The following is a 26,120-nucleotide window of genomic DNA, read 5'->3' on the forward strand; positions in this document are numbered from 1 at the left end:
CCGGGAAGGAGAACCTTCCCGGGCGCCGCCGGTGGACCGAGGTGGGTCAGGAGATACGGATCTTCATCGAAGTGCCGTTCTCTTCCACGACCCGGATCTTGACACCGGTCGCCGGGAGCTTGACGCCGTGGTTCGGCAGCTCGTCGTAGAAGTACTTCTTGGTGTCGTCGAACAGCGGGGCCGCGGCCTGGCCACGGATGTACTGCGGCTGGCTGTTCAGGTGCAGCGTGAAGGAGTCGGCCTTCCGCAGGCTGAACGTCGCGTCGTAGACCTGGACCCGGGCCCGCCACGGCTGGCCGGTCAGATTGTAGATCGGCCGCGGGTGGGCGTCGATGTAGAGGTTACGACCCTCACCCGGGTGGGCGAAGGTGTCGTTGTCGGCCCACCGGGTGTTCCAGTACGAGATCAGGAGACCTTCCTGGTACGCGTAGTGGTCGACGTAGTCCGGCCGGGTGTTGGCGTAGCCGAAGAAGTACGGGCCGGTTTCGAGGTACTTGTCGTAACCGGTGTACGTCCGGTGGCCGGCGATGTAGAAGTTGTCGAACAGGCGGGTGTCGCTCTCGCTGACGATCGCCCACTCACCACCCAGGGTCCAGCCCGGGGCACCGCTCTCGGCGCCCTCGGTGGACAGCGTCGCGCCGTCGGCGGTCACGGTGATCGCGTCACCGAAGAAGCCACCGTCGGCCACCGCGGCGTCGGTCACGTAGCGGAACCGGAACGGAACGACCTTGCCGGCACCCTCGTTGAGCGGGATGTTGATGTTCGCCCACTCGCCGCCGGAGCTGCCGTCGAGCGCCGGCCGGCTGCCGCCGTCGGTGCCGCCCGGCGTGCCGTTGACCGTGAACGGCAGGGCCGTCCAGGTCGAGCCACCGTCGAACGAGGCCTCGAAGTAGAGGTAGTCGTAGCCCGCCTCGATGTCGTAGCGGCCCTTGAGCGACACGGACGCGGACGTCTTGCCGGTCAGGTCGATCGAGGTCGCCAGCGAGTCGTTGCGGTCGTTCTCGTTGCCCGAGAAGAACTGCTTCGTGCCCTCGAACGGTGCGCCGAGGTCGAAGGAGTATTCCCGCTGCGGGAGCACCACGACGACCGACTGCGCCTTGTTCGTGTTGTAGGCCTGTGGGCCGAGTTCCAGCGTGCGTTTCTGGCCGGCCACCACGACCTCGTAGTCGAGCCAGCCGAGCTGGAGCTTGTTCCACGCGCCGAGGTCACCGCCGCGCTCGCCGATGCCGCCGTCGCCCGGGGCGCCGAGGCGGCTCTGCGCCATCAGCGTCCAGTGCTCGTTGTTGTTGTCGCCGCCGCTGAGGACGTTGTAGTCGTCCGGCAGACCGAGGTCGTGCGCGTATTCGTGGTAGAAGACGCTTCGGCCACCGTTTTCCGGCTGGATCGTGTAGTCACCGATCCAGATCCCGGTGCTGCCGATCTGGGTGCCGCCGAGCGGGTTCGTCGCCGGGCCGTCGAGGCCGACGAGGTTGTTGTACGCGTACCAGCGGTGGCTCCAGATGGCGTCCTCGCCCTGCCAGGGGTCACCGTCGGCGGCGTCGCCACCGGCGTGGACGATCTGGAAGTGGTCGATGTAGCCGTCGGGCTCGTTGAAGTCGCCGTCGCCGTCGAAGTCGTAACGGTCCCACTTGTCGAACTCGCGCATGTCCGCGGCGATCTGCGCGTCGGTGCGGCCGGCGGCCTTCTGGTCGGCGACCCACTGGTTGGCGGCGTCCTTGACCAGCGCCCAGACGTTGGAGCAGACGTTGCTGCCACACAGGTCGCGGCCGTAACGGGCCTCGTTGTAGTTGACCTTGACCCAGTCGGTCACGGTGCCTTCGACGCTGTAGCGGCCGGAGGACTGCGCCTCGAAGTACTGCTTGACCGACTCGGTGCCCGCGCCCTCGCCGAAGTAGAGGTCGCGGAAGTAGTCGGCACTGAAGTCGGAGCGCCACACGGTCGAGTTGTCGACCGCCCGGTTGGGGGCGGGGATCTCGTTGTGGAGTGGACCGTCGAAACGGATCGGCCCCGGCACGTTGGGGTTGCTGTCGATGTCGGGGTAGCTGGGGTGCCGGTCGTTGCCGAACTCGGCCAGGATCACGAAGATCCGGTCGGTCTTCTCACGGGACAGCTCGACGTACTGATCGGTGGTCTGTGCTCCGGCCTTGCGGGCGCCGGCGCTGCGGCCGGCCGGCCCGTTGCCGGCGGTCTCGCCGACCTTGACGACGGTGCTGCCGTTGCGCTTCTCCGGCGTCGAGCGGCCGGTCAGAACGTCCGTGAGACCCTGCTGGCGCAGTTCACGGCGCTTGTCTTCGAGCGGGTTGGGCAACTCGTCGTGGAAGGGCGCGGGATCCGAAACCGACGGGGATGCGTCCGGCGTCTGTGCCGGGGGCGCGGCATAGGCCGGCGAGCTGAGCGCGAAGCTCGACGTCGCCGTCAGCGTGAGCCCGAGCAGCCCCACTGCGACTCTGCGCACGTGGTACCTCCGGTTTGAGGGAACCGACCCGACGGGGGTTAGAGGGGTCGGGGGACGGCCCTGTTTTATGGGGCCATTGAGAAACCTAAACACTGATGGGGATCGTGGGAAGTCACCGACGTCAGTTTGTTGCAGGAAATTCGCAGTCGCTGCCCCATATGTCACATCCATCGGATGTTCAGTTCCGTACGGCTGGCCCCCGGAGGTGTCTCTGCCTGCCAAAAGACCGACGGTGAGTGAGTCCTCAGTCAGGACCCACTCACCGTCGACGATGAAAATCAGTCTTCGTCGGACTTTCCGGACTGCATCCCGGAGGAAATCAGATCCATGACCGCCGAGTCCTGGAGCGTGGTGACGTCGCCGAGTGACCGGTTTTCCGCCACATCACGCAGCAGCCGGCGCATGATCTTGCCGGAGCGGGTTTTCGGCAGTTCCGGTACGAGCATGATCTGGCGCGGCTTTGCGATCGGGCCGAGGGTCTTCGCGACGTGATTGCGCAACTCCTGGATCAGGGCCTCGCCCGCGTCGCCGGAGGTGTCCACACTGCCCCGCGGGATCGTGAAGGCCACGATCGCCTGACCGGTCGTCGGGTCGGTCGCGCCGACCACCGCGGCCTCGGCGACCGAGGGGTGGCTGACCAGCGCCGATTCGACCTCCGTCGTGGAGATGTTGTGGCCGGACACCAGCATCACGTCGTCGACCCGGCCGAGCAGCCACAGGTGCCCGTCACTGTCCTTCTTGGCCCCGTCGCCGGCGAAGTACATCCCCTCGAACCGCGACCAGTACGTCTCGACGAACCGGTCGTCGTCGCCCCAGATGGTGCGCAGCATCGACGGCCACGGCTCGCGCAGCACCAGGTAGCCGCCGCCCCCGTTGGGCACCGACTGCCCCTGGTCGTCGACCACGTCGGCGGCGATTCCCGGCAGCGGGCTCATCGCGCTGCCCGGCTTGGTCGCGGTGACGCCGGGCAGCGGCGAGATCATGATCGCGCCGGTCTCGGTCTGCCACCAGGTGTCGACGATCGGGGTCCGGGCCCGGCCGATGTTCTCCCGGTACCACATCCACGCCTCGGGGTTGATCGGCTCACCGACGCTGCCGAGCACCCGCAGCGACGACAGGTCGAAGCCGGCCGGGATGTCGTCGCCCCACTTCATCATCGTGCGGATCAGGGTCGGCGCGGTGTAGAGGATGCTGACCTTGTAACGGTCGACGATCTCCCAGAAGCGGGCCTTCGACGGGGTGTCCGGGGTGCCCTCGTACATGATCTGGGTGGCGCCGTTGGCCAGCGGCCCGTAGACGATGTAGGAGTGGCCGGTCACCCAGCCGATGTCGGCGGTGCACCAGTAGACGTCGGTCTCCGGCTTGAGGTCGAAGACCGCGTGGTGCGTGTACGCCACCTGGGTCAGGTAGCCGCCGCTGGTGTGCAGGATGCCCTTGGGCTTGGCTGTCGTGCCGCTGGTGTAGAGGATGAACAGCGGCTGCTCGGCGTCGAACGGCTGCGCCTCGTGCTGGTCGCTGGCCGTCTCGACGGTCTCGTGCCACCACAGGTCCTTGTCCGTCCAGGCCACGTCCTGTCCCGTACGACGTACGACCAGCACGTGCTCCACCGTCGGCGACTTGGCGACCGCCTCGTCGACGGTCGGCTTCAGCGCCGACGGCTTGCCCCGGCGGTAGCCGCCGTCGGCGGTGATGACGACCTTGGCGCTGGCGTCGGCGATCCGGCTGGACAGCGCGTCGACCGAGAAGCCGCCGAAGACCACGCTGTGGGTCGCCCCGATCCGGGCACAGGCCAGCATCGCGACCGCTGCCTCGGGGACCATCGGCATGTAGATCGCCACCCGGTCGCCGGCGGTGACGCCCAGATCGGTCAGCGCGTTGGCGGCCTGGCTGGTCAGCCGGTGCAGTTCGGCGTACGTGATGGTGCGGGTGTCGCCCGGCTCGCCCTCCCAGTGGATCGCGACCCGGTCGCCCCGGCCGGCCTCGACGTGCCGGTCGAGGCAGTTGTAGGCGACGTTGAGTTGCCCGCCGACGAACCACTTCGCGAACGGTGGGTTCGACCAGTCGAGGATCTCGTCCCACTGTTTCGCCCAGTCGAGCCGACCGGCCTGGCGGGCCCAGAACGCGAGCCGGTCCTCGGCCGCCTCGTCGTAGGCGGCGGCGGTGACGTTTGCGGCGTCGGCGAGTGCCGCGGGGGGTTCGAACTGCCGCGTCTCCTGAAGCAGGTTCTCGAGAGTCTCGCTCATGCGTAAGGCTCCTCGTGCGTCACGTGATTTGCGTCTCCATCGCGAGGTTAGTTGCGATGTCCGGACCGGTGCGACAGCAGGCGGGGCCGGAGGCGGGACGGCGCGCCGAGTGGCCGCTGCCGCGCGCCGGCCGGTCCGCCGCTGCCGCCGACGTGGGGCGGGGTGGGTGTGGTCGTCGCGGTGGTCGATGTGGGCGGGGCCGGGCCGATGCGCGGGTGCTGCGCGCCGGTTGGCCACACCTGATCGAATCTTGCCACTTACGAGCGCAATCACGCAGCCCTTGTTTCGTACCCGAACCGCTGGCCACCGACGGACCCGGTTAGCGTGGCAGCGTGACCGCCGACCCGCTCGCCCCGCTTCTCGCCCTGGCCGACGTCGCGCCGGCCGTCGACCGGGCCCGCGAGCGGGTCGACCAGGCTCTGCGACACCGCGCCCTGCGCCGCCACGGCGGCCAGGTCGCGGCCGAGATCAGCCTGCGGTCCGCGGTCGCCAGCGCAGCTCTGGAGGGGTACGTCCACGAGCGGGAGGCCGTTCGCGCCGGCACCGTCACCGACCCCGTGGCGCAGGGGGCGCTCCGGGTCGCCGGCGCCCTGCCCGGTCTCGCCGACCTCTGGCCGAAGGCGCCCCGGCAGGTGCTCGCCCGCCTGCACGTGCTCGCGGCCCGCGGCGCCGTGGCCGAGGACGCCCTCGGCCGGCCGGCGGGCGGCGCCCCCGACGAGCCGGCGGCGGCGGCCCGGCTCGACGCCCTGTCCGCCCTGGTCACCGGCGGCACCTCGGTTTCTCCGTTGGTGCTGGCCGCCGTCGTACACGGGGAACTGCTCGCGCTGCGGCCGTTCGCCGGCCCGTCCGGCGTGGTCGCCCGGGCCGCCGCGCGCCTGACCCTGCTGTCCACCGGCTTCGACCCGCGTGGACTGGTCGCCGTCGACGTCGGCCACCGCGAGCGGGAACCCGAGTACGTCGGCGCGGCCGGCGCGTTCGCCACCGGGACGCCGGACGGGGTGCGCGCGTGGCTGCGGCACTACACCGCGGCGATCGAGGTCGGGGCCGACCAGCTCACCGTCGTCGGCGACGAGGTGCTCGCCGCCGGATAGCGGGCGGTGTGCGGCGGCCCCGGACGGGGTCAGGCCGAGGCGGTGCGGGTCCGGCGGTGGCGGCCGTACCAGGCGATGCCGATCGCCACCCCGACGCCGACCCCGATCGCCGCCGCGGCGACCGGTACGGCCGGCCGCTCACGCAACCGGCGGTGCAGCGGGATCGGGTGGCGGAACTCCAGCACCGGCCACGAGTTTTCCGACGCGAGCTTGCGCAGCGTCCGGTCGGGGTTGACCGCGGTCGGGTGGCCCACGCACTCCAGCAGCGGAATGTCGCTCGACGAGTCGGAATAGGCGAAGCACTCGGCCAGGTCGTAGCCGCGCGCCTTGGCCAGCTCACCGACCGCGTCGACCTTGGCCGGGCCGGCCGCGTAGAACTCGACCTCGCCGGTGTAACGCCCCTCGGAGATCATCATCCGGGTGGCGATGACGTCGGGCACCCCGAGCAGCTCGCCGATCGGCCGGACCATCTCCTCGCCGGAGGCGGACACGAGGACGACATCCCGGCCGGCCGCCTGGTGTTCCTCGATCAGCGCGGCCGCCTCGGCGTAGACGTAGGGGTTGATCAGCTCGTGCAGGGTCTCCGCGACGATCTGTCGGACCTGGTCGACCTGCCACCCCTTGCACAGGGTCGCCAGGTAGTCGCGGGTGCGCGCCATCGTCTGCTCGTCCGTGCCGCCCAACCGGAACATCAACTGGGCGTACGCGGACTTGACCACGTCTCGTCGCGTGATCAGGCCGTCGCGGTAGAACGGCCGACCGAACGCCAAGGCACTGGACTTGGCGATCACGGTCTTGTCGAGATCGAAAAACGCGGCACTTCGGCCCACGGCGCGCAAGTCTAGCCGGATGGTCTATGGTCTGCGGGTGCACGGGGGGCATGGTCGTCGCCCCGTCGGCCTGCGAATCCTGATACGCAGGTCAGCGATGTGGCGGCCGTCGATCCCGGGCCCGGTGTCAGCCGGTGCCGTGTGTTGGGGTAAACGCCACTCGACGCGCACCGGTCCACTCAGGCATGCTTGTAATCGCGACAGAGTTCTGTGTGATCGGCTCGTCCGACTGGCCCTCAGCGGTTGCACCCCCCGTGACCGCTGAGTGGGTTCGGCTCGACCCCCCCGGAGCCGAACCTCAAGACGACCCCCGTCTCCCCCCGACGGGGGTCGTCCCATTTCCCGGGGTAGCGCTCCCACGCCGCCTGACGCGGTGCCGAATCGGGTAGCGCAACATTGTCGATCATGAGTCTGGTGCGTCCCCCGAAGGGTACTTCGTCACCGCTCCGATAGCAGATCCACCATCGACCCTCGGCGTTGTCCACAGGCGGGTCGGTTATCCACAGGTACGCCATCGCAGGCCGCACCGGCCGCCCCCGCTCCGCCACGGTTGTGCCCTACCGCACCCGACCGTTGGAGGAGCGCGATGCCACCCCGTACGTCCGTCCGCCCCGCGCCGCGGCTCCCGCTCGTGGTGACCTCCGACACCGACCTTCTCGACGACCTGCTCCGGCTCGCCGCCGCCGGCGGCCGCGAGGTCGACGTGGCCACCGATCCCGCCGCCGCCCGGTCGCGCTGGAGCACCGCCCCGCTGGTGTTCGTCGGCCATGACCAGGTTCAGCCCTGCCTGCGCGCCCGGCTGCCCGGCCGCCCCCGGTTGGTGCTCGTCGGCCGCTCCGGCGCCGACAACACGGTCTTCGAGATCGCCCAACTGATCGGCGCCGAGCACGTGGCACTGCTCCCGGCGGCCGAACCCTGGCTGGTCGACCGGTTCGCCGAGCCCGTCGTCGAACGCGCCGCCGCCGGCCGGATCGTCGCCGTGGTCGGCGGCCGCGGTGGCGCGGGCGCCAGCGTGCTCGCCGGCGGCCTGGCGATCACCGCCTCCCGGGCCGGCCTGCGCACCCTCCTCGTCGACGCCGACCCCCTCGGCGGCGGCCTCGACCTGGTGCTCGGCTGGGAGCAACTGGAGGGACTGCGCTGGCCGGCGCTCACCCGCGCCGACGGCCGGGTCGACGTGCCCGCCCTGGTCCGGGCCCTGCCGAGCCGGGGTGACCTGGTGATGCTTTCCTGGGACCGCGGCGACCTGCTGGACCTGCCCGCCGAGGCGATGGCCGCCACCATCGACGCCGGCCGGCGGGGCCGCGACATCGTCGTGGTCGACCTGCCCAGGCAGTTCGACGACGCGGCCGTCGTCGCGCTCCAGGCCGCCGACCACGCCTTCGTGATCGTGCCCGCCGAACTGCGGGCCACCGCCGCCGCGGCCCGGGTCGCCGCCGCCGCGGCGGTGCACAGTGCCAACCTTGCCGCCATCGTGCGCGGCCCGGCACCCGGCCGGCTGAAGGGCCGGGAGATCGCCCGCGCCCTCGGAATGCCGCTGGCCGGGACGCTGCGCCCCGAGCCCGGCCTGTGCCGGGGGCTCGAACGCGGCGAGGCCCCCGCCGCCACCGGACGCGGCCCGCTGGCTGAACTGTGCCAGCGGATCGTCGCCGAGGTCACCGGCACCGACGCGGCGGCGGCATGACCGGCATCCGGCCCGCCCGGCCGTCCGCCCAGGGCACCGACCTCGCCGTACGGGTCCGGCGGCACTTCGTCACCCGGGGCGCCGACGTGACGCCCGCCGCCGTCGTCACCGCCGTACGCGAGGACGGCGGTGCGGCGGTCCTCGGCGACAACGCGCTGCTGCGCCTGGCCACCCGGGTGCACGACGATCTCGTCGGTGCCGGCCCGCTCGCCCCGCTGCTGGCCGACGCCGAGGTCACCGACATTCTCGTGAACGGAATCGACGTCTGGGTCGACCGGGGGCGAGGACTGCGCCGGGTGGCGGTGCCGCTCGGCGGGGTCGACGACGTACGGCGGCTGGCCCAGCGCCTCGCCGCCGCCTGCGGGCGCCGCCTCGACGACGGGGCGCCGTACGCCGACGCGCGGCTGCCCGACGGCACCCGGCTGCACGCCGTGCTGCCGCCGGTGGCGGTCGCCGGGCCGTACCTGTCGCTGCGTACCTTCCGGCAGCGCCCCTTCACCCTCGCCGAACTCGTCGGCTGCGGCACCGTGCCGGCCGAGGCCGAGCCGCTGCTCGCCGGGATCGTGGCCGGCCGGCTCGCCTACCTGGTGACCGGCGGGACCGGCTCGGGCAAGACGACGCTGCTGAACACGCTGCTCGGCATGGTGCCGTCGCACGAGCGGATCGTCCTGGTCGAAGATGCCGCCGAGCTGCGTCCGGTCCACCCGCACGTGGTCGCACTCCAGGCCCGCACGTCCAACGTGGAGGGAGTCGGGTCGGTCGGCCTCAGCGACCTCGTACGTCAGGCCCTGCGGATGCGCCCCGACCGGCTGGTCGTCGGTGAGTGTCGGGGCGCCGAAATCGTGGACCTGCTCGCCGCGTTGAACACCGGGCACGACGGCGGAGCGGGCACCCTGCACGCCAACGCACCCGCCGACGTACCCGCCCGGCTGGAGGCACTCGGCCTGCTCGGCGGCCTGCCCAGAGCGGCTTTGCACGCCCAGGTCGCCGCCGCGCTCCAGGTGCTGATCCAGGTACGCCGTACCCGCGACGGCCGGGTGCTGGAGGCGATCTGCCTGCTCCTGCCGGCCGGGCCGGACCGGCTGGTGACCGCCGTACCGGCCTGGCGCAACGGGCCGGGCGCAGGCCCGGGCGCACCCCTGCTGGCCCGGCTGTTCGCCCAGCGTGGCGTCGCCGCTCCCGCCACCATCGACGGTGACCGCGCATGAACGGATGGCTCACCGCCGTCAGCCTCCTCGCGGCCGCGACCGTGGTCGGCTGGCCCGCCAGGCAGGGACGGGTCCGCTGGGCCGGACTGGTCGGTCACCGGGCAGCCCCTGCGGCCCGGCGGCTCGGCCGCCACCTGACCCTCGACGCCCTGCCACCGGGGCGGGCGGCCCTGCTCGCCGCGGTGGTGGTGGCGGTGCCGGGCGGGCTCGCCGGCGGACCGGTCGCCGCGACGGTCGCGGCGGTCTACGGCTGGCTTGCCGCACGCACCGTGCTGCGCGGCCGGGCCGCCCGCGAAACCGCCCGGCGGCACCGGGAAGCCCTCGACGACCTGTGCGGGCTGGCCGCCGACCTGCGTGCCGGGCTGCCGGCCGCCACCCTGCTGGCCCCGGCCACCCCACCCACCCGCACGGCCGCGGCCGCCACCTCGCGTGAGCGGGCCACCCGCAGCGACGACCGGCTCTCCCGGCTGACCGGTGCCGCGGCCCGGCTCGCCGAGCAGACCGGTGCGCCCCTGGCCGAGCTGATCGAACGGATCGAGGCGGACGCACGGGCCATGGATCGTGCCCGGGCCGCCGCGGCGGCGCAGGCGGCGGGTGCCCGGGCCACCGGCTACCTCCTGGCCGGGTTACCCGTCGGCGGTATCGCTCTCGGCTACGGCATCGGCGTGGACCCGCTCGCCGTCCTTCTGCACACCCCGATCGGTGCCGCCTGCGCACTCGGCGCGGTCGCGCTCCAGTTCGCCGGACTGACCTGGACGGACCGGCTGGTGAACCCACCGGAGCGGACCAGCGGCCCTGGCACCGTGGAGCAAAGCGGCACTGCCGCCGCCGCGTCCGCCCCGGACGGTGCCCACGACACCCCGGTCCGGGCAACGGCCGGCGCGGCGGCACGCCCGACCACCCGTAACGGCATTCCCGGCCGGGTGCCCTGATGTCGGCACCGATCATCGCCGCCGGCTGCCTCGCCGTGATCGCCCTCCTGGTCGTGTTCCCCGGCCGGCCGGCCCGTACGGCGACCAGGCGCCGGCTCGTCCAGGTGCTCGGCGATCCTCACCCGCGGGCTCCACGGCGCCCCGATGTCGTCCGCGCCGGTGCCGTGCTCGGTGGGCTGGCCGCGGCGGTCGTACTCGGTGGCTGGGGCGGACTCGTGGCCGGTGTCGCCGTCGCCGTCGGGCTCGACCGGGCGCTGCGCCGCCTCGAACCGGCCGCGCAGCGGGCGAGACGGCTGCGCGAGCTGGCGGACCTGCCGCTGGCCGCCGATCTGCTCGCCGCGGCGCTGCGATCCGGTGCGCCGGTGGACCGGGCGGTCAGCGCCGTGGCGCAGGCCCTGGACGGTCCGCTCGGCGTCCGGCTGACGGCGGTCGCCCGGTCGCTGCGGCTCGGTGCCGAACCGGAAGAGGCGTGGGCGCACCTCGCCCCCGTGGCCGGTGCCGAGCGGCTGGCCGCCGCGGCGGTGCGATCGGCGGGCAGCGGCGGCGCCCTGGCCGGGGCGCTGACCCGGCTCGCCGACGACCTGCGGGCAGACCGGGCGGTCGCCGCCGAGGCGGCGGCCCGGCGGGCGGGCGTGCTCATCGTGTTGCCGCTCGGGCTGTGCTTCCTGCCCGCCTTCATTCTCGCCGGCCTGGTGCCGGTGATCGTCGCCGTGCTCGACGACGTGCTGTAACCCGACCGAGGAAAGGGAACCCGTCATGCGCAAACTCATCGCCCGGCTCCAGGGCGACGCCGGAATGAACACCGCCGAGTACGCCGTCGGCACTCTCGCCGCCGTGGCCTTCGCCGGCATCCTGCTCAAGGTGCTGACCTCCGGCAACGTCCAGTCCGCGCTCACCGCCGTGATCGACCGGGCGCTCAAGTGATCCGGCGCCGGTCAGGTGGCCGCGACCGAGGCTCGTTCACCGTCGAGGCCGCGGCCGGGCTGCCGGCGCTCCTGCTGTTGCTGCTGGTCGGACTCACCGCGGTCGACGCGGTGAGCGCGAAGGCGCAATGCGTCGACGCGGCGCGGGAGGCGGCGCTGGCCGCCTCCCGCGGCGAGCCGGGAACAGCGGCGGGGGAACGGGCCGCCCCGCCGGGCGGAGCGGTCTCGGTGTCCGTCCGGGGCGACACGGTCGTGGCGACGGTGCGGGCGCCGGTACGCACCCTCGGCGCACGCCTGCCACGCCTGACGGTGACCGCCACCGCTGTCGCCGCTGTCGAGCCCGACCTGCCGGAGCCGGCCCCATGACCGCCGCCGGTCCGCGGACGTACGCGGCCCCATCCGATCGGGGGAGTGCGTCGCTGTGGTTGCTGGCCGTCGGCCTGCTGCTCGTGGCGGCCGGCATCGCCGGTGCCGCGGTCGGCGCCGCCCGGGTCGCCGGCCGGCAGGCGAAGGTGGCGGCCGACCTGGGGGCGCTGGCCGGGGCCACCCGGACTCTCGACGGAGCCGGTCCGGCCTGTGCCCGCGCCGCGATGATCGTCGAGGCGAACGGCGCCCGACTCGTCTCGTGCACGCCCGACGGTCTCGACCTCCTCGTCACCGCCGACGTGGTCGTGCATCCGATGCCCGGCCTGGCCCGGACCGCCAGTGCCACGTCCCGGGCCGGCCCGGTCCGCGCCGGCCCGGGCGGCCCGCCATGAGGTGCGGGACGACCCGGCCACGGGACGGCCGACTGCGGTGGCCCGACGGTCTACTCCGGAAGGTGCGCCAGCACCACGTCGAGGACCTTCACCGCCTCGGCCTTCGCCAGCGGGTTGTTGCCGTTGCCGCACTTCGGCGACTGGACGCACGACGGGCAGCCGGTCTCGCAGCGGCATCCGGCGATCGCGTCACGGGTCGCCCGCAGCCACGAGGCCGCCGTCCCGTACGCCCGCTCGGCGAACCCGGCACCGCCCGGGTGTCCGTCGTAGACGAACACGGTCGGAGCCTCGGTGTCGGCGTGCGCCGCGGTCGACAACCCGCCGATGTCCCACCGGTCACAGGTGGCCACCAGCGGAAGCAGGCCGATGGCGGCGTGCTCGGCGGCGTGCAGCGCACCCGGTATGTCGGCCACGTCGACACCGGCCGCCGCGAGGGCCGGCGGGGAGAGGGTGAACCACACCGCGACGGTCCGCAGCTCGCGGGTCGGCAGATCCAGCGGGCGGGTGTCGATGACCTCGCCCGAGCCGATGCGCCGACGCTGGTACGACACGACCTGGCTGGTCACGTCGACCTCGCCGAGGAACAGTCCGACCGGTCCGGCGTCCACGTAGGACCGGACCGAGACCACGGAGAGGGAGGTGACGTCGCGGGCATGGGTCGACCAGTCGGGCTCCTCGGCGTGCACCAGCGCGCAGGCGTCGTCGAGGTCGAGTTCGTCGACGACGTACGACACGCCCTGGTGCAGATAGACCGCGCCGGGGTGGACCAGGAAGTGCGCCGACGCCGGGTCGACGGTGCCGAGCAGCCGTCCGGTCGCCGACTCGACCACGCACAGCGGTGCGCCCCCGGTGCCGCGCAGGTCGACTTCGGGTCGCCCGCTGTGCCGCCAGTACCAGCCCGTGGGCCGCTGCCGCAGGGCGCCGGCCTCGACGAGCGCCGTCACCGCGTCGTTCGCGCCGGGGCCGAAGAGTTCCAGGTCGGCCGGTGTCAACGGGGCCTCGACCGCGGCACAGCAGAGCTGCGGGCCGAGGACGTACGGGTTGGACGGGTCCAGCACGGTCGACTCGACCGGGCGTCCGAACACCGCTTCGGGGTGGTGCACCAGGTAGGTGTCGAGCGGGTCGTCACGGGCGACCAGCACGGCCAGCGCCTCACCACCGGCCCGCCCGGCCCGGCCGGCCTGCTGCCACAGCGAGGCCCTGGTGCCCGGATAGCCGCAGATCAGCACGGCGTCGAGGCCGATCAGGTCGACGCCCAGTTCCAGTGCGTTCGTCGAGGCCAGGCCGAGCAGTTCGCCGTCGAGCAGGGCGCGTTCCAGCGACCGCCGCTCCTCCTTGAGATAGCCGGCCCGGTAGGCCGCCACCCTGTCGCCGAGGCCCGGGACCGCCTCGTCGAGCGATCGCCGCGCCATCGTCGCCACCACCTCGGCGCCCTTGCGCGAGCGGACGAAGGCCAGCGTGCGTACCCCGGCGGCGACCGCGTCGGCGAGCAGGTCGGCTGTCTCCCGCAGCGCCGACCGGCGTATGGCGTCCGGGGCTGGTTCGTCGCCGTCGGCGGGCCGCCCGTCCCCCTCCCGCAGGGCCGGCCGCCGGGTCGCCGGCACCACGACCCCGTCCCCGTCCGGCCGGTCGGCGGGCAGGAGTGGCGGTTCCCACAGCGCGAAGGTCACCCCGCCACGGGGCGAGGTGTCCTCGACGACGGCCTCGACGGGCAGGCCGATGAGCCGCCCCGCCGCCGCGGCCGGATCGCCCGAGGTCGCCGACGCCAGCACGAAGACCGGGGTACGTCCGTACCGGGCGACCTGGCGGCGCAGCCGGCGCAGCACGTGTGCGACGTGCGAGCCGAAGACACCGCGGTAGGTGTGGCACTCGTCGACGACGACGAACGCCAGCCGGCGCAGGAAGCCGGCCCAGCGGGCGTGGCCGGGCAGGATGCTGTGGTGCAGCATGTCCGGGTTGGTCAGCACGAACCGGGAGTGTTGCCGGATCCACTCCCGTTCGGTGCGTGGCGTGTCGCCGTCGTACGCCGCCGGGCGTACCCCGGAAAGGGCCAGGCCGTCGACGGCGCGCAACTGGTCGGCGGCCAGCGCCTTGGTCGGTGCGAGGTAGAGCACGGTGGCTCGCGGGTCGGCGAGCAGCCGGGACAGGGCCGGCAGCTGGTAGGCCAGTGACTTACCCGACGCGGTGCCGGTGGCGACGACGACGTGGTGGCCGTCGTATGCGAGTTCGGCCGCCCGCGCCTGGTGCTGCCAGGGTGCGGCGACGCCCCGCCGGGTGAGGGTGTCCCGCAGTTCCTCCGGCACCCACCGGGGCCATTCGGCGGTGACGCCGGCCCGGGCCGGCATCCGCTCGACGTGGGTGACGGCGGAGTCCCCGGTGCCGCTGTCGGCCCGCGGTCGCAGGTGCCGCAGCAGGTCGGGCGGCGTCACGGCGGCCGTGACCGGCGGCCGATCCGGGCCGCCCGCCGCGGATAGTGTGGCTGCGGAGGTCACGCCCTGCACTCTCGCACTGGTGTGCGGATATGGGAAATGGTCGCGCGGGGTATATGACGCGACGGCACCGGGTTGAACCTCGTGCGGACCCGTCCGCCCACCCGATGGTTAGATGCCAGGAGCGTTCCTGGCGGAGGAGGATCCATGGACAGGCCGATGGACAGTGAGGGGCAGTCCAGAGATGCGATGTCGCTCACGACCCGCACCGTTGACGCGCATACGGTGTTGGAGGTCGGCGGCGAGGTCGATCTTGTCTCCGGCACCCGGCTGCGGGAGCGGTTCCTCCAGCTGATCGACGGCGGGTCACGCAGCATCGTGGTCGACCTGGGTGGGGTGACGTTCATCGACTCCACCGGGTTGGGGGTGCTGCTCGGCGGCCTGAAGCGACTGCGTGCCGTCGGGGGCACGTTCAGCCTGGTCTGTGACAAGGAGCCGCTGCTCAAGATCTTCCGGATCACCGCCCTCGACCAGGTCTTCCCGATCTTCGCCACTGCGGAGGAGGCCCTCAGCGCCGGTCAGGCCGGTCCGGCGGCGTGATGTCGACGGTTCGACTCTCGTTCTCGCCAGCCCCGGTGCACGTACGGACCGCGAGGCTGGTCGGTGTGGCCGTCGCCCGTCGGGCCGGGGTGGCCGAGGAACTGCTCGACGAGGTACGTCTCGCGATCGGCGAGGCGTGCACCCGGGCGGTCGCCCTGCACCGCCAGTACGGGCTGCCCGACCTGGTGTTGATGGAGATGTCCGACGACGTCTCCTACACCGTGCGGGTGATCGACCGGGCGCCGATCGAGGCTGGGCTGGGGCTGGCCGCGCTACCGCCGGACGAACTCGCCGACGAGTCGCTGACCGACGAGGCACTCACCGTCGGAGTGGGATTCGCCCTGCTGGCGGGCTTTGTCGAGGACCTTCAGGTGCGTCCGGTCGACGAAGGGATCGGCACCGAGGTCCGGATGGTGTGGCCGGTGGGGCGGTAACGCGGGACCCTCCGACCGACCGCCTCGGAAGCCGAAGCCGATGGCGCCGCTTCTCGCAACCGGTACTACAGCGAAAAACATCACCGTGTCACAGTGGGTGGACGGTGTGACCTCCACCACGGTCTGCCGCTACAGTACCCGGGGTTATCAGCAACAGCCTGGCCCGCAGCCCGCGATGCCGGGTGAGTCGATGCTCCACGCGTGGAGTCGCCGGGCCGGTTCGTCCGCCGGGTCGGCGCGAGCGTTCGGTACAGGAGGACATAGATGTCCGGGACCTTGGCCGCCGAGGGCGGCGGGTTGTCCCTTACCGGCGAGAATCTCTCGTACGTAATTGTCGCCGCGGTAATCGCGTTGGTGGCGCTCGGCTTTGCCGGTGCGCTCGTCAAGGCGGTTCTGGCGACCGGTAGGGGCACCACCAACATGCAGGAGATCGCCGGGGCCGTCCAGGAGGGCGCCTCGGCATACCTGTTCCGCCAGTTCAAAACCCTCGGCATTTTCGTCGTCATCGCCGTGGTGCTGCTTTTCCTGCTGCCGGTGCACGGCGCGGGCGACAACGAGACCCTGGTGAAGATCGGCCGGTCGGCCTTCTTCGTCGTCGGTGCGGCGTTCAGCGCCTTCATCGGTGGGGCCGGTATGGCGCTGGCGACCCGGGCCAACCTGCGGGTGGCCGCGGCGGCGCGGGAGAGCAGCGGTGGCCGCGAGGCGGCCATGCAGATCGCGTTCCGCACCGGTGGTGTGGTCGGCTTCCTCACCGTCGGCCTGGGCCTGCTCGGTGCCGCGGTGGTCGTGCTGATCTTCAAGGCCGACGCGGCGACCGTGCTGGAGGGCTTCGGCTTCGGTGCCGCGCTGTTGGCCATGTTCATGCGGGTCGGCGGCGGCATCTTCACCAAGGCGGCCGACGTCGGCGCCGACCTGGTGGGCAAGGTCGAGCAGGGCATCCCCGAGGACGACGCGCGTAACCCGGCGACGATCGCCGACAACGTGGGCGACAACGTCGGCGACTGCGCCGGCATGGCCGCCGACCTGTTCGAGTCGTACGCGGTGACCCTGGTCGCCGCGCTGATCCTGGGCCGGGCCGCGTTCGGCGAGCAGGGGCTGGTGTTCCCGCTCATCGTGTCCACCGTTGGTGTGATCATCGCGATCATCGGCGTCTTCATCACCCGCCTGCGGGCGTCCGACCGTAACGGGATGGTGGCGATCAACCGGGCGTTCTACGCCTCGGCGGTGCTGTCGGCGGTCCTGGTCGCGATCGTGTCGTGGCTCTACCTCCCGTCGACCTGGCCGGCGCTGCTCGGCGACGACTGGCGGTCGGTGCTGGACCTCGACGCCGACGAGAGCCTTCCGTTGAGCCCGCCGCTGGTGGCCATCGGGGCGGTCGTCATCGGCATCGTGCTGGCGGCGGCGATCCAGGCGCTCACCGGCTACTTCACCGAGACGCACCGGCGTCCGGTGCAGGACATCGGCAAGAGCTCGCTGACCGGGCCGGCGACCGTCGTGCTGGCCGGCATCAGCGTCGGGCTGGAGTCGGCCGTCTACTCGGCGCTGCTGGTCGGCGCCGGCGTCTACGGCGCGTTCCTGCTCGGCGGCGGCTCGCTGACCCTGTCGCTCTTCGCGGTGGCGCTGGCCGGCACCGGCCTGCTGACCACTGTCGGCGTCATCGTGGCGATGGACACCTTCGGCCCGATCTCCGACAACGCGCAGGGGATCGCGGAGATGTCCGGCGACATCGACGAGCAGGGGGCCCGTACGCTCACCGAACTCGACGCGGTGGGCAACACGACGAAGGCCATCACGAAGGGCATCGCGATCGCGACGGCCGTGCTGGCGGCGACCGCGCTCTTCGGCTCCTACACCAGCAGCGTGCGGACGGCGTTGGACTTCCCGACCCAGGAGGAGTTGGACGCCTTCGTCTCCGAGCTGCTCAACGTGGCCAACCCGGGCAACCTGGTCGGGCTGATCGTCGGCGCGGCCGTGGTCTTCCTCTTCTCCGGGCTGGCCATCAACGCGGTGTCCCGGTCGGCGGGCGCGGTGGTCATGGAGGTCCGCCGGCAGTTCCGCGAGTTCCCCGGCATCATGGACCGCACCCAGCGTCCGGAATACGGGCGGGTCGTCGACATCTGCACGCGGGACGCCCAGCGTGAGCTGCTGACCCCCGGTCTGTTGGCGATCATGGCACCCATCGCGGTCGGCTTCGGTCTCGGTGCCGGCGCGCTGGCGGCCTACCTGGCCGGCGCGATCGGTGCCGGCGTGCTGATGGCGGTGTTCCTGGCCAACTCCGGTGGCGCCTGGGACAACGCGAAGAAGCTGGTCGAGGACGGTGCGTACGGCGGCAAGGGTTCGGAGTCGCACTCCGCGACGGTCATCGGCGACACCGTGGGTGACCCGTTCAAGGACACCGCCGGCCCGGCGATCAACCCGCTGATCAAGGTGATGAACCTGGTCTCGCTGCTGATCGCCCCGGCGGTCGTGACCCTCAGCATCGGTGACGACGCCAACCACCCGGCACGGATCGCCATCGCCGCGGTCGCCGTGCTGGTCATCGTGGCGGCCGTGGTGTTCAGCAAGCGCAAGCCGATCGCCATCGGCGACAACGCGGGCGGGCCGGGCAGCACCGGTGACGGTGCTCCGGACCAGAAGCCGGAGACGGTCACCGCCTGAACGGATCGACGGTTGCGGGACCCCTTGCCGGATGCCGGCAGGGGGTCCTGTCGTCTCGCCCGGACGGCACCCGGTCGTCGTCCGGCCGTGATCACACTGCTCCTGGCTGGCCGTCAGGCCGTACGCTGCTTCGCATGCGTAGGTCCCGGGCGACGACCGTCGGTGTCTTCACGGCGGTGGTGGCCGCGTTCGCGGTCCTGGCCGGCTGCTCCTCCGCTCCGGCGCCCAGGGCCTGGGCGGCCGCCGTCTGCGACGCGCTCGGCCCGTGGCGAACGGAGATCCACAACCTCACCAGCCGGACCCAGCAGCAGATGACCGCGATGACCACGCCGGCACAGGCCAAAGAGAACCTGGTACGCCTGCTCGGCGGCGCCGAGCAGGCGAGCGAGACCGCCCGGTCCAAGGTCGAGCAGGCCGGGGTGCCCGACGTGGAGCAGGGCGAGGTGGTCGCCAGGGGCTTCGTCACGTCGCTCACCGCGGTTCGCGACGCCTACGGCCGGGCCAGGACGACGATCGACGCACTGGCCACCACCGGGGCGCCGGAGACCTTCTACGCCGGTGTCCGGGCCGCCGTCGACGTGCTCAACAAGGAGTACGACGAGAGCGCGCTGGACACCAGCAGGCTCAACTCCGAGGAGCTGACGCAGGCCTTCGACGAGGTCCCGGAGTGTCGCTGACGCCTCCTCCCGCGGGGATGCCGGGGTCGTCGGACCCGGTTCGGCAGCTCTCGCTGTTCGGGGTGGAGGCGGCGGAGCCGTCGCCGGCCGACCTGGCCGGCCTGCTGGCCGGGCCGGGCGAGGTGGTGCGGATGGGTGGCACGGCGCGGGTGTCGGTCGCCGTTGACGCGGCCTGGCGGGTGCACGTGCTGGTCGCCGAGTTCGCGGCCCGTGGGCTGGCGGCGACCTGGGAGCCAGCGCCGGACGACCGGCTCGTCGTGCGTACGTCGTACGCGACGACTCTCGCTCCGCTCGGGCGGGCCTGGCTGCGGGGTGCGGTGAAGCAGCCGCCGGGTGGCCTGCATCTCAACGGGCGGCGGCTGCGGCTGTGGGTGGCGGCGGCCGGCGCGGTCGAGCCGACCGGGTTCGTGCTGCGTCTGGGTGCCGGCGACGAGGGCTGCTGGGAGCCGGTGGGAGGTGCGCTGGCGGCGGTCGGCCTGCCGGCGGCCCTGATCGGTGGCGGGGGTGGTGGTCCGGCATACCGGATCACCGGGCGTCGGCGCCTGCGTCGGCTGGCGGAGATGGTCGGTGACCGCCCGCCAGCCGCCCCGGTGGCCGAGTGGCCCGACCCAACTGTCTAATTCACGACAGTAGATGGTTGTTGCGGGTCGGGGTGCGGTTACGCGGGATTCGGTGTCATCTGCCCTGATCGCGGGCGGTCCTCGAACACCAACCGCATCCGTACGGTGGCTTTCCGTAGCCTGGTGAGATCGGCCTACCTCCGGTGCGGTGGGCGCCGTCACGTTGTTCATAGGTGTACGGTGTCGCCGTCCGTCGGATGAGCCACGGGCGGCGCTCCACACCCGGTCAGGGGCGGTTTGTGAGGGAGGTTTGACCGCCCGCGCGGCCTCGGAACGGAACGCGGGTTACGTTGGACGTCTGCCTGCACGGCGGGTCAGCCGGGCGGCACACGAGGTCGAGGTCAGGGAGAGACGTGCCGAGTAACGACAGGAGCAACCGTCTGGTCATCGTCGAGTCCCCGGCGAAGGCCAAGACGATCTCGGGCTACCTGGGCCCGGGGTATGTCGTCGAGGCCAGCCTGGGCCACGTCCGTGACCTGCCCCGTAACGCCGCCGACGTGCCCGCCAGGTTCAAGAAGGAGCCGTGGGCGCGGCTCGGCGTCGACGTCGACAACGGCTTCACCGCGCTCTACGTCGTCTCCGCCGACCGGCGCCAGCAGATCGCGAAGCTGACCAAGCTGGCCAAGGAGGTCGACGAGGTCTTCCTCGCCACCGATGAGGACCGCGAGGGCGAGGCGATCGCCTGGCACCTGGTCGAGACCCTCAAGCCCAAGGTGCCGGTGAAGCGGATGGTCTTCCACGAGATCACCAAGCCGGCCATCCAGGCGGCCGTGGCCAACCCGAGGGAGATCGACCGCCACCTGGTCGACGCCCAGGAGGCCCGCCGGATCCTTGATCGGCTGTACGGATACGAGGTCTCCCCGGTCCTGTGGAAGAAGGTCATGCCGCGGCTGTCGGCCGGCCGGGTGCAGTCCGTGGCGACCCGGATCGTGGTCGAGCGGGAGCGCCAGCGGATGGCGTTCCGCAGCGCGGAATACTGGGACATCCTGGCTACCCTGGCGGTCGACGCGAAGGACGTCGGTGAGGGCCCACGCACCTTCCACGCCACCCTCGTCGCTCTCGGCGGCGACCGGATCGCCACCGGCAAGGACTTCGAGCCGACCACCGGCCGGGTCAAGCCCGGCGCGTCCGTGGTGCACCTCGACGGCGATGGCGCCCGCGGGCTGGCCGCCCGCCTCGACGGCCGCCCGTTCACCGTCACCCGGGTCGAGGAGAAGCCCTACCGGCGTCGGCCGTACGCGCCGTTCATCACCTCCACCCTGCAGCAGGAGGCGGCCCGCAAGCTGAGGTTCTCGTCACAGCAGACGATGCGTACGGCGCAGCGGCTCTACGAGAACGGCTACATCACCTACATGCGTACCGACTCGGTCAACCTGTCGGAGACCGCGATCGCCGCGGCCCGCCGGCAGATCACCGAGCTGTACGGCGCCGGCAGCGTTCCGCCGGAGCCGCGCCGCTACACGGGCAAGGTCAAGAACGCCCAGGAGGCGCACGAGGCGATCCGCCCGGCCGGCGACAACTTCCGCACCCCGGGTGAGGTGGCGAACGAGCTGTCGACCGAGGAGCGAAAGCTCTACGAGCTGATCTGGCGGCGGACGATCGCCTCGCAGATGACCGACGCGGTCGGCATGTCGGTGTCGGTGCGGATCCGCGCGGTGTCGACGGCCGGCGAGGAGGCCGACTTCGGCGCCACCGGCAAGACGATCACCGAGCCGGGCTTCCTGAAGGCATACGTCGAGTCCAGCGACGACGAGAGCGCCGAGGCCGAGGACGCCGAGCGCCGGCTGCCGAAGCTGGCCAAGGACCAGCCGCTCACCGCCGACGAACTGGCTCCGACCGGGCACCACACGTCGCCGCCGTCGCGTTACACCGAGGCGTCGCTGGTCAAGGCGCTGGAGGAGCTGGGCATCGGCCGCCCCTCGACGTACGCGTCGATCATGCAGACGATCCAGGACCGTGGTTACGTCGTCAAGCGCGGCCAGGCGCTGATCCCGTCGTTCCTGGCGTTCGCCGTGGTCGGGCTGCTGGAGCGGCACTACCCGCGGCTGGTCGACTACAACTTCACCGCGGCGATGGAGAACCAGCTCGACGAGATCGCCGGCGGCGACTCGGCGGCGGTGGACTTCCTCACCTCGTTCTACTTCGGCAGCGAGGTGGCCGGCGACGACTCGATCGCCCGGGCCGGCGGCCTGAAGCGGCTGGTCACCGAGAACCTCAGCGAGATCGACGCGCGTAGCGTCAACTCGATCCCGCTGTTCCGCGACGACGAGGGCCGCGACGTCGTGGTCCGGGTCGGCCGCTACGGGCCGTACCTGCAGCGGGCGTTGCCGGGTGCGGAGGCGGCGCCGGTCGTCGAGGGCGAGGGCGGCGAGGGGCCGACCGGTGACCGGGCGTCCATCCCCGAGGGGGTGGCACCGGACGAGCTGACCCCGGAGAAGGTCAACGAGCTGTTCCTCGGCGGGGGCGGCGAGCGGAAGCTGGGCGAGCACCCCGACACCGGTGAGCCGATCGTGCTCAAGTCCGGCCGGTTCGGGCCGTACGTCGCCAGCGGGGACCGCAAGGCCTCGCTGTTCAAGACGCAGTCGCCGGACGCGCTGACGCTCGACGAAGCGCTGCGCCTGCTGAGCCTGCCCCGGCTCGTCGGGGCGGACCCGGAGGGGGCGGAGGTGTTCGCCGCGTCCGGTCGCTACGGCCCGTACGTCAAGCGCGGCGACGACTACCGGTCGCTGGACTCCGAAGACAAGATCTTCACGGTCAGCCTCGACGAGGCGCTGGCCCTGCTGGCCGCGCCGAAGACCCGGCAGCGCCGGGCGGCCGCCCCGCCGCTGCGGGAGATGGGCGTCGACCCGCTGACCGACAAACCGCTGGTCATCAAGGACGGCCGGTTCGGGCCTTACGTGACCGACGGCGAGACCAACGCCTCGCTTCGCCGGGGGCAGACGCCGGAGGCGCTGACCATCGAGCAGGCGTCGGAGATGCTGTCGGAGAAGCGGGCGAAGGGGCCGGCGCCGAAGAAGGCCACGGCGAAGAAGACCGCCGCGAAGAAGGCGGCGGCCGACGGCGGCACGCCGGCGAAGAAGGCGGCACCGCGCAAGGCGGCCAAGAAGACCGCGGCGAAGAAGACGACGGCCAAGGCGGCACCGGCCAAGAAGGCGGCGCCGAAGAAGGCGGCCGCCGGGCAGCCGGCGGCGGAGTGACCGGGCGCCGTCAGGCGCCCAGCACCCGTGCCGTGTAGTCGTTGGCGAAGATGCGGCGCGGGTCGAGCCGGTCGCGTACGGCCAGGAAGTCGTCGAAGCGGGGATAGGCCGGCCGCAGCGACGCGGCGTCACGGTAGTGCAGTTTGCCCCAGTGCGGTCGACCGCCGAGTGCCTGCGCGACCTGTTCGAAGGCCCGGAAGTACGGCTCGTACGGCATGCCGACGTACTGGTGCACGGCGACGTACGCCGACTCACGCCCGTAGCCGTGCGACAGCCAGATGTCGTCGGCGGCGGTGAACCGCACCTCCACCGGGAAGAGCACCTTGAACGGCAGCCCGTCGACGATCTTCCGGAGGGCGGCCAGGGCCTCGGGCAGGGCGGCGCGGGGCAGGCCGTACTCCATCTCGGTGAACCGGACCCGGCGCGGGGTGCAGAAGACCCGGTCGGAGCGGGCGGTGTAGGTGCGGGCGGTCAACGCCCGGGCCGAGACGGAGCTGAGCGTCGGCGCGAGGTGGGGCACGGCACGGCCGAGCCGGCAGACGCCGGCGAACACGGTGTTGGACAGGAACTCGTCGTCGAGCCAGCCGCGCAGCCGGGGCAGCGGCTGATCGTCGGCCGGCACCCGGTTGTTCGTCTTGACCTGGACCCGGTCGGTGTACGGGAACCAGTACATCTCGAAGTGGTCGTTGCCGGTGACGTACGTCTCGAGTTCGGCGAGTACGGCCGGCAGCGGGGCGGGCCGTTCGTGGGCCCGGAGCACGAACGCGTCGGCGCAGCGCAGGGTGACCTCGACCAGCACCCCGACGGCGCCGAGGCCGACCCGGGCGGCGGCGAAGACGTCCGGGTTCTCCGTGGCCGAGCAGCGCAGCACCGCGCCGGTGCCGGTGACCAGGGTCAGCGCCTCGACGAAGGTGGACAGGCAGCCGTAGCCGGCGCCGGTGCCGTGGGTGCCGGTGGCCAGCGCGCCGGCTATCGTCTGTTCGTCGATGTCGCCGAGGTTGGGCATGGCGAGCCCGTGCTCGGCGAGCAGTTCGTTGAGCGCCCGCAGTCGGGTGCCGGCCCCTACGGTGACCAGCCGGGCCGACCGGTCGACCCCGACCAGGCCGGCGAGCCGGGTGAGGTCGACGCGGTGTGCGTCGGTGCGGGCGATGTCGGTGAACGAGTGTCCGGAGCCCACCGGCTTGATCCGCTGGCCGGCGACGGCGGCGGCATTGACGGCGGCGACTACATCATCGACGCTGCCCGGTATGAGTACCGAGGCGGCGGTGGCGTGCTGGTTGCCGGCCCAGTTCGACCAGGTGTTGCCGGTCGTGGACCCCGTTGTGGCGGTGCCTCGCATGGGACCCTCCGGAGTCCGCACAGAGAACGTGAGTAGCCTTCATATCAGGCCCACTGATATGAGTAAACACCGTCGATGCGGGTCGTTCGTTGATCCTGGTGACGTTCTCATCCGGAACGACCGACGACCGATCTTTGAAAGGGAGTGGCGACGAGTGGCGACATCTACCGTCACCGCCGGACCCCTGCGCCGGGTGCCGGTGCAGGGACGCAGCGTGGCCCGGGTCCAGCGGATGCTCGACGCCTGCGCCGTCCTGGTCGACGAGGTCGGCTACGACGGCCTGACCACGACCCTGCTCGCCGAGCGGGCCGGGGTCGCGATCGGGTCGGTCTACCAGTTCTTCCCCGACAAGCGGGCCATCGTGCAGGCGCTGACCCTGCGCAACATGGAGGCGTACCTCCAGCGGCTGTCCGCCAGATTCGGCCAGGGCGACCTCGAGAACTGGTGGGACGGCGTGGACGCCGGCATCGACGAATACATCTCGATGCACCGGTCGCTGCCCGGCTTCCGTACCCTGCACTTCGGCGACATCGTCGACGTGCACCTGCTCGACGACGAGCGCGACAACAACGCGGTCATCGCCGAGGAGTTGGCCCGGGTGCTGGTCGAGCAGTTCGGGGTGGCCGACGAGCCGCGCCTGCGCTTCGCGCTGGAGATCGCGGTCGAGTCCGCCGACGCCCTGATCAAGCTGGCGTTCCGGCGCGACCCCGAGGGCGACGACGAGGTGCTCGGCGAGGCCAAGGCGCTGATCAGGGAATACCTGCACCGGCACGTCGACGTCAGCACCACCTGACCGGCCGGCGGGCCGTGCCGCCCGCCCGGCCACCCGCTAGAGAAACGCCTGGTCCTCGCCCCGGTAGGTCGGGACCGTGTCCACGATCCGGTCGTCGTCGACCAGGTGCAGCTCGCGTACGTGCTCACTCAGCTCACCGGCCTTGGCGTGGCGGAACCACACCCGGTCGCCCACCCGCAGCGAGTCGGCGGCCGCCCCGGTCAGCGGCGTCTGCACCTCGCCGGCCCCCTCGGTGCCGGTCAGCCGCAGCCCGGCCGGCAGCCACGGTGTCGGCAGCCGGCTCGCCTCGGCCGGCCCGGACGCGATCCAGCCGCCGCCGAGCACGGTCGCCACCTTTGGCGCCGGGCGACGTACGACCGGCAGGGCGAAGAACGCGGCGGGCGCCGGCCGCCACGCCCGGTAGGCGTCGAACAGCGTGGGCCCGAAGAGGCCGGAGCCGGCGGCGACCTCGGTGACCGAGCTGTCGGCACCGGTCGCGGCGACGCTGCCGGTGCCACCGCCGTTGACGAACTCCAGGTCGGCGTGGTCGCGTACCGCCGCCACCGCGGCGGCCCGGCGCCGCACCAGTTCCCGGTACGACCGGCGCTGCACCGCCCGGATCGCCGTACCGCGCAGGGCCTGCCCCGGCGGCATGTCGCCCAGCCCGGCGATCTGCGCCTCGTACGCCATCAGCCCGACCAGCCGGAACCCGGGGCGGGCGGTGATCAGCGCGGCGAGCGTGCCGGCCGCCGCGGGCGTGTGCACCGGCGAACGGCGTACCCCCAGGTGCAGCCGCCCACCGAGCGGCCGCCAGGAGGCGTCGAGTTCGAGGCAGACCCGGATCTCCGGCCGGCGGGCCGGGGGAGCGGCGGCGTCGACCGCGTCGAGCTGCTCGGCACTGTCGACGGTGATCGTGACGGCGGCGGCGAGGTCGGCGTCGGCGGCCAGTTCGGCGAGCGCCTGCCGGTCCGCGCTCGGGTACGCCACCAGCACGTCCCTGGTGACGCCGGTGCGGACCAGCCAGATCGCCTCCGCCACCGTGTACGCCATCACCGTCTGCCAGCCCGGCGTGGCCAGCGCGCGGCTGAGCAGGGCCCGGCTGCGTACGGACTTGCTGGCCACCCGTAGCGGCTTGCCGGCCTGCCGGGCGAGCGTGGCGGCGTTGGCGTCGAAGGCCGATAGGTCGATCACCGCGATCGGCGGGTCGAGGTGCGCGGTCGCCCGGTCGAGCCGGTCGCGCAGCAGGTCACGTTCGGTGGGCACGACAGCACGC

The 26,120-nt window shown here is 72.3% G+C and carries 21 protein-coding genes; 15 read left to right on the top strand and 6 right to left on the bottom strand.

Annotation, left to right across the window (positions count from 1 at the left end; genetic code table 11):
• Positions 1–46 precede the first annotated feature (46 nt).
• Together AB0I42_RS16545 and acs are read right to left on the bottom strand one after the other, a co-directional pair.
• Positions 47–2,440, bottom strand: a complete 2,394-nt coding sequence (locus AB0I42_RS16545; RefSeq protein ID WP_357538474.1) for an immune inhibitor A domain-containing protein — start codon at positions 2,438–2,440, stop codon at positions 47–49.
• 293 nt (positions 2,441–2,733) lie between these two features.
• A complete protein-coding gene (acs, locus tag AB0I42_RS16550) occupies positions 2,734–4,698 on the bottom strand; it encodes an acetate--CoA ligase (RefSeq protein WP_357538181.1) in 1,965 nt (654 codons plus the stop codon).
• Between the two features lie 332 nt (positions 4,699–5,030).
• Between acs and AB0I42_RS16555 the strand changes: the two genes are divergently transcribed.
• Positions 5,031–5,789 carry an oxidoreductase gene (locus AB0I42_RS16555; protein WP_357538183.1) on the top strand — a complete coding sequence of 253 codons (759 nt, stop codon included), beginning with the start codon at positions 5,031–5,033 and terminating at the stop codon, positions 5,787–5,789.
• Between the two features lie 29 nt (positions 5,790–5,818).
• On the opposite strand, the gene AB0I42_RS16560 is transcribed toward AB0I42_RS16555, so the two are convergent.
• Complete coding sequence (locus tag AB0I42_RS16560) at positions 5,819–6,619, bottom strand: HAD-IB family hydrolase (RefSeq protein ID WP_357538185.1); 801 nt, start codon at positions 6,617–6,619, stop codon at positions 5,819–5,821.
• A gap of 634 nt (positions 6,620–7,253) precedes the next feature.
• Here AB0I42_RS16560 and ssd point away from each other — a divergent pair.
• From ssd to AB0I42_RS16595, 7 genes are read left to right on the top strand one after another with little or no spacing between them, the layout of a single operon-like run.
• Positions 7,254–8,300: a septum site-determining protein Ssd gene (gene ssd, locus AB0I42_RS16565; RefSeq protein WP_357538476.1), complete on the top strand. Its 1,047-nt coding sequence runs from the start codon at positions 7,254–7,256 to the stop codon at positions 8,298–8,300.
• On the top strand, positions 8,297–9,508 hold the full coding sequence (locus AB0I42_RS16570; protein ID WP_357538187.1) for a TadA family conjugal transfer-associated ATPase: 1,212 nt from the start codon (positions 8,297–8,299) through the stop codon (positions 9,506–9,508). The genes ssd and AB0I42_RS16570 overlap by 4 nt, the downstream gene beginning before the upstream one ends.
• Positions 9,505–10,440 carry a hypothetical protein gene (locus tag AB0I42_RS16575; RefSeq protein ID WP_357538188.1) on the top strand — a complete coding sequence of 312 codons (936 nt, stop codon included), beginning with the start codon at positions 9,505–9,507 and terminating at the stop codon, positions 10,438–10,440. Before AB0I42_RS16570 ends, AB0I42_RS16575 begins: the two co-directional genes overlap by 4 nt.
• Positions 10,440–11,171: a type II secretion system F family protein gene (locus tag AB0I42_RS16580; RefSeq protein WP_357538189.1), complete on the top strand. Its 732-nt coding sequence runs from the start codon at positions 10,440–10,442 to the stop codon at positions 11,169–11,171. The genes AB0I42_RS16575 and AB0I42_RS16580 overlap by 1 nt, the downstream gene beginning before the upstream one ends.
• Before the next feature lie 25 nt (positions 11,172–11,196).
• The gene (locus AB0I42_RS16585; RefSeq protein ID WP_212824267.1) at positions 11,197–11,364 is read left to right on the top strand and encodes a DUF4244 domain-containing protein; all 168 of its coding nucleotides are present in this window, start codon (positions 11,197–11,199) and stop codon (positions 11,362–11,364) included.
• Positions 11,364–11,729, top strand: coding sequence for a TadE family type IV pilus minor pilin (locus tag AB0I42_RS16590; protein WP_357538478.1), 366 nt, complete (start codon positions 11,364–11,366; stop codon positions 11,727–11,729). The genes AB0I42_RS16585 and AB0I42_RS16590 overlap by 1 nt, the downstream gene beginning before the upstream one ends.
• The gene (locus AB0I42_RS16595) at positions 11,726–12,121 is read left to right on the top strand and encodes an Rv3654c family TadE-like protein (protein ID WP_357538191.1); all 396 of its coding nucleotides are present in this window, start codon (positions 11,726–11,728) and stop codon (positions 12,119–12,121) included. Before AB0I42_RS16590 ends, AB0I42_RS16595 begins: the two co-directional genes overlap by 4 nt.
• Positions 12,122–12,171: 50 nt before the next feature.
• Here AB0I42_RS16595 and AB0I42_RS16600 read toward each other — a convergent pair whose 3' ends face one another.
• On the bottom strand, positions 12,172–14,535 hold the full coding sequence (locus AB0I42_RS16600; protein WP_357538480.1) for a DEAD/DEAH box helicase: 2,364 nt from the start codon (positions 14,533–14,535) through the stop codon (positions 12,172–12,174).
• Positions 14,536–14,757: 222 nt separating this feature from the next.
• On the opposite strand from AB0I42_RS16600, the gene AB0I42_RS16605 reads away from it, so the two are divergent.
• The 6 genes from AB0I42_RS16605 (at position 14,758) to topA (ending at position 22,736) form a co-directional block, all read left to right on the top strand.
• Positions 14,758–15,150, top strand: a complete 393-nt coding sequence (locus AB0I42_RS16605) for an STAS domain-containing protein (protein WP_357538192.1) — start codon at positions 14,758–14,760, stop codon at positions 15,148–15,150.
• A complete protein-coding gene (locus AB0I42_RS16610) occupies positions 15,147–15,584 on the top strand; it encodes an ATP-binding protein (RefSeq protein ID WP_357538193.1) in 438 nt (145 codons plus the stop codon). Before AB0I42_RS16605 ends, AB0I42_RS16610 begins: the two co-directional genes overlap by 4 nt.
• 264 nt (positions 15,585–15,848) lie before the next feature.
• Positions 15,849–18,242, top strand: a complete 2,394-nt coding sequence (locus tag AB0I42_RS16615; protein WP_357538195.1) for a sodium-translocating pyrophosphatase — start codon at positions 15,849–15,851, stop codon at positions 18,240–18,242.
• Positions 18,243–18,376: 134 nt separating this feature from the next.
• Positions 18,377–18,919 carry a hypothetical protein gene (locus AB0I42_RS16620; RefSeq protein ID WP_357538197.1) on the top strand — a complete coding sequence of 181 codons (543 nt, stop codon included), beginning with the start codon at positions 18,377–18,379 and terminating at the stop codon, positions 18,917–18,919.
• 17 nt (positions 18,920–18,936) lie between these two features.
• Positions 18,937–19,539, top strand: coding sequence for a hypothetical protein (locus AB0I42_RS16625; RefSeq protein ID WP_357538199.1), 603 nt, complete (start codon positions 18,937–18,939; stop codon positions 19,537–19,539).
• Positions 19,540–19,892: 353 nt separating this feature from the next.
• Positions 19,893–22,736 (top strand): type I DNA topoisomerase, encoded by a 2,844-nt coding sequence (gene topA / locus AB0I42_RS16630; RefSeq protein ID WP_357538200.1) that lies wholly within the window; start codon positions 19,893–19,895, stop codon positions 22,734–22,736.
• A gap of 10 nt (positions 22,737–22,746) precedes the next feature.
• Here the strand turns inward: topA and AB0I42_RS16635 are convergent, their stop codons facing one another.
• Positions 22,747–24,075 carry a D-arabinono-1,4-lactone oxidase gene (locus AB0I42_RS16635; protein ID WP_357538202.1) on the bottom strand — a complete coding sequence of 443 codons (1,329 nt, stop codon included), beginning with the start codon at positions 24,073–24,075 and terminating at the stop codon, positions 22,747–22,749.
• A gap of 154 nt (positions 24,076–24,229) precedes the next feature.
• Here AB0I42_RS16635 and AB0I42_RS16640 point away from each other — a divergent pair, with 154 nt between their 5' ends.
• Positions 24,230–24,868 (top strand): TetR family transcriptional regulator, encoded by a 639-nt coding sequence (locus AB0I42_RS16640; RefSeq protein WP_357538204.1) that lies wholly within the window; start codon positions 24,230–24,232, stop codon positions 24,866–24,868.
• A 36-nt stretch (positions 24,869–24,904) separates the two neighbouring features.
• Here the strand turns inward: AB0I42_RS16640 and AB0I42_RS16645 are convergent, their stop codons facing one another.
• Positions 24,905–26,110 carry an amino acid deaminase/aldolase gene (locus tag AB0I42_RS16645; RefSeq protein ID WP_357538206.1) on the bottom strand — a complete coding sequence of 402 codons (1,206 nt, stop codon included), beginning with the start codon at positions 26,108–26,110 and terminating at the stop codon, positions 24,905–24,907.
• Between the last annotated feature and the right edge of the window lie 10 nt (positions 26,111–26,120).

It is taken from the genome of Polymorphospora sp. NPDC050346 (assembly GCF_040655695.1).
Classification (GTDB): domain Bacteria; phylum Actinomycetota; class Actinomycetes; order Mycobacteriales; family Micromonosporaceae; genus Polymorphospora; species Polymorphospora lycopeni.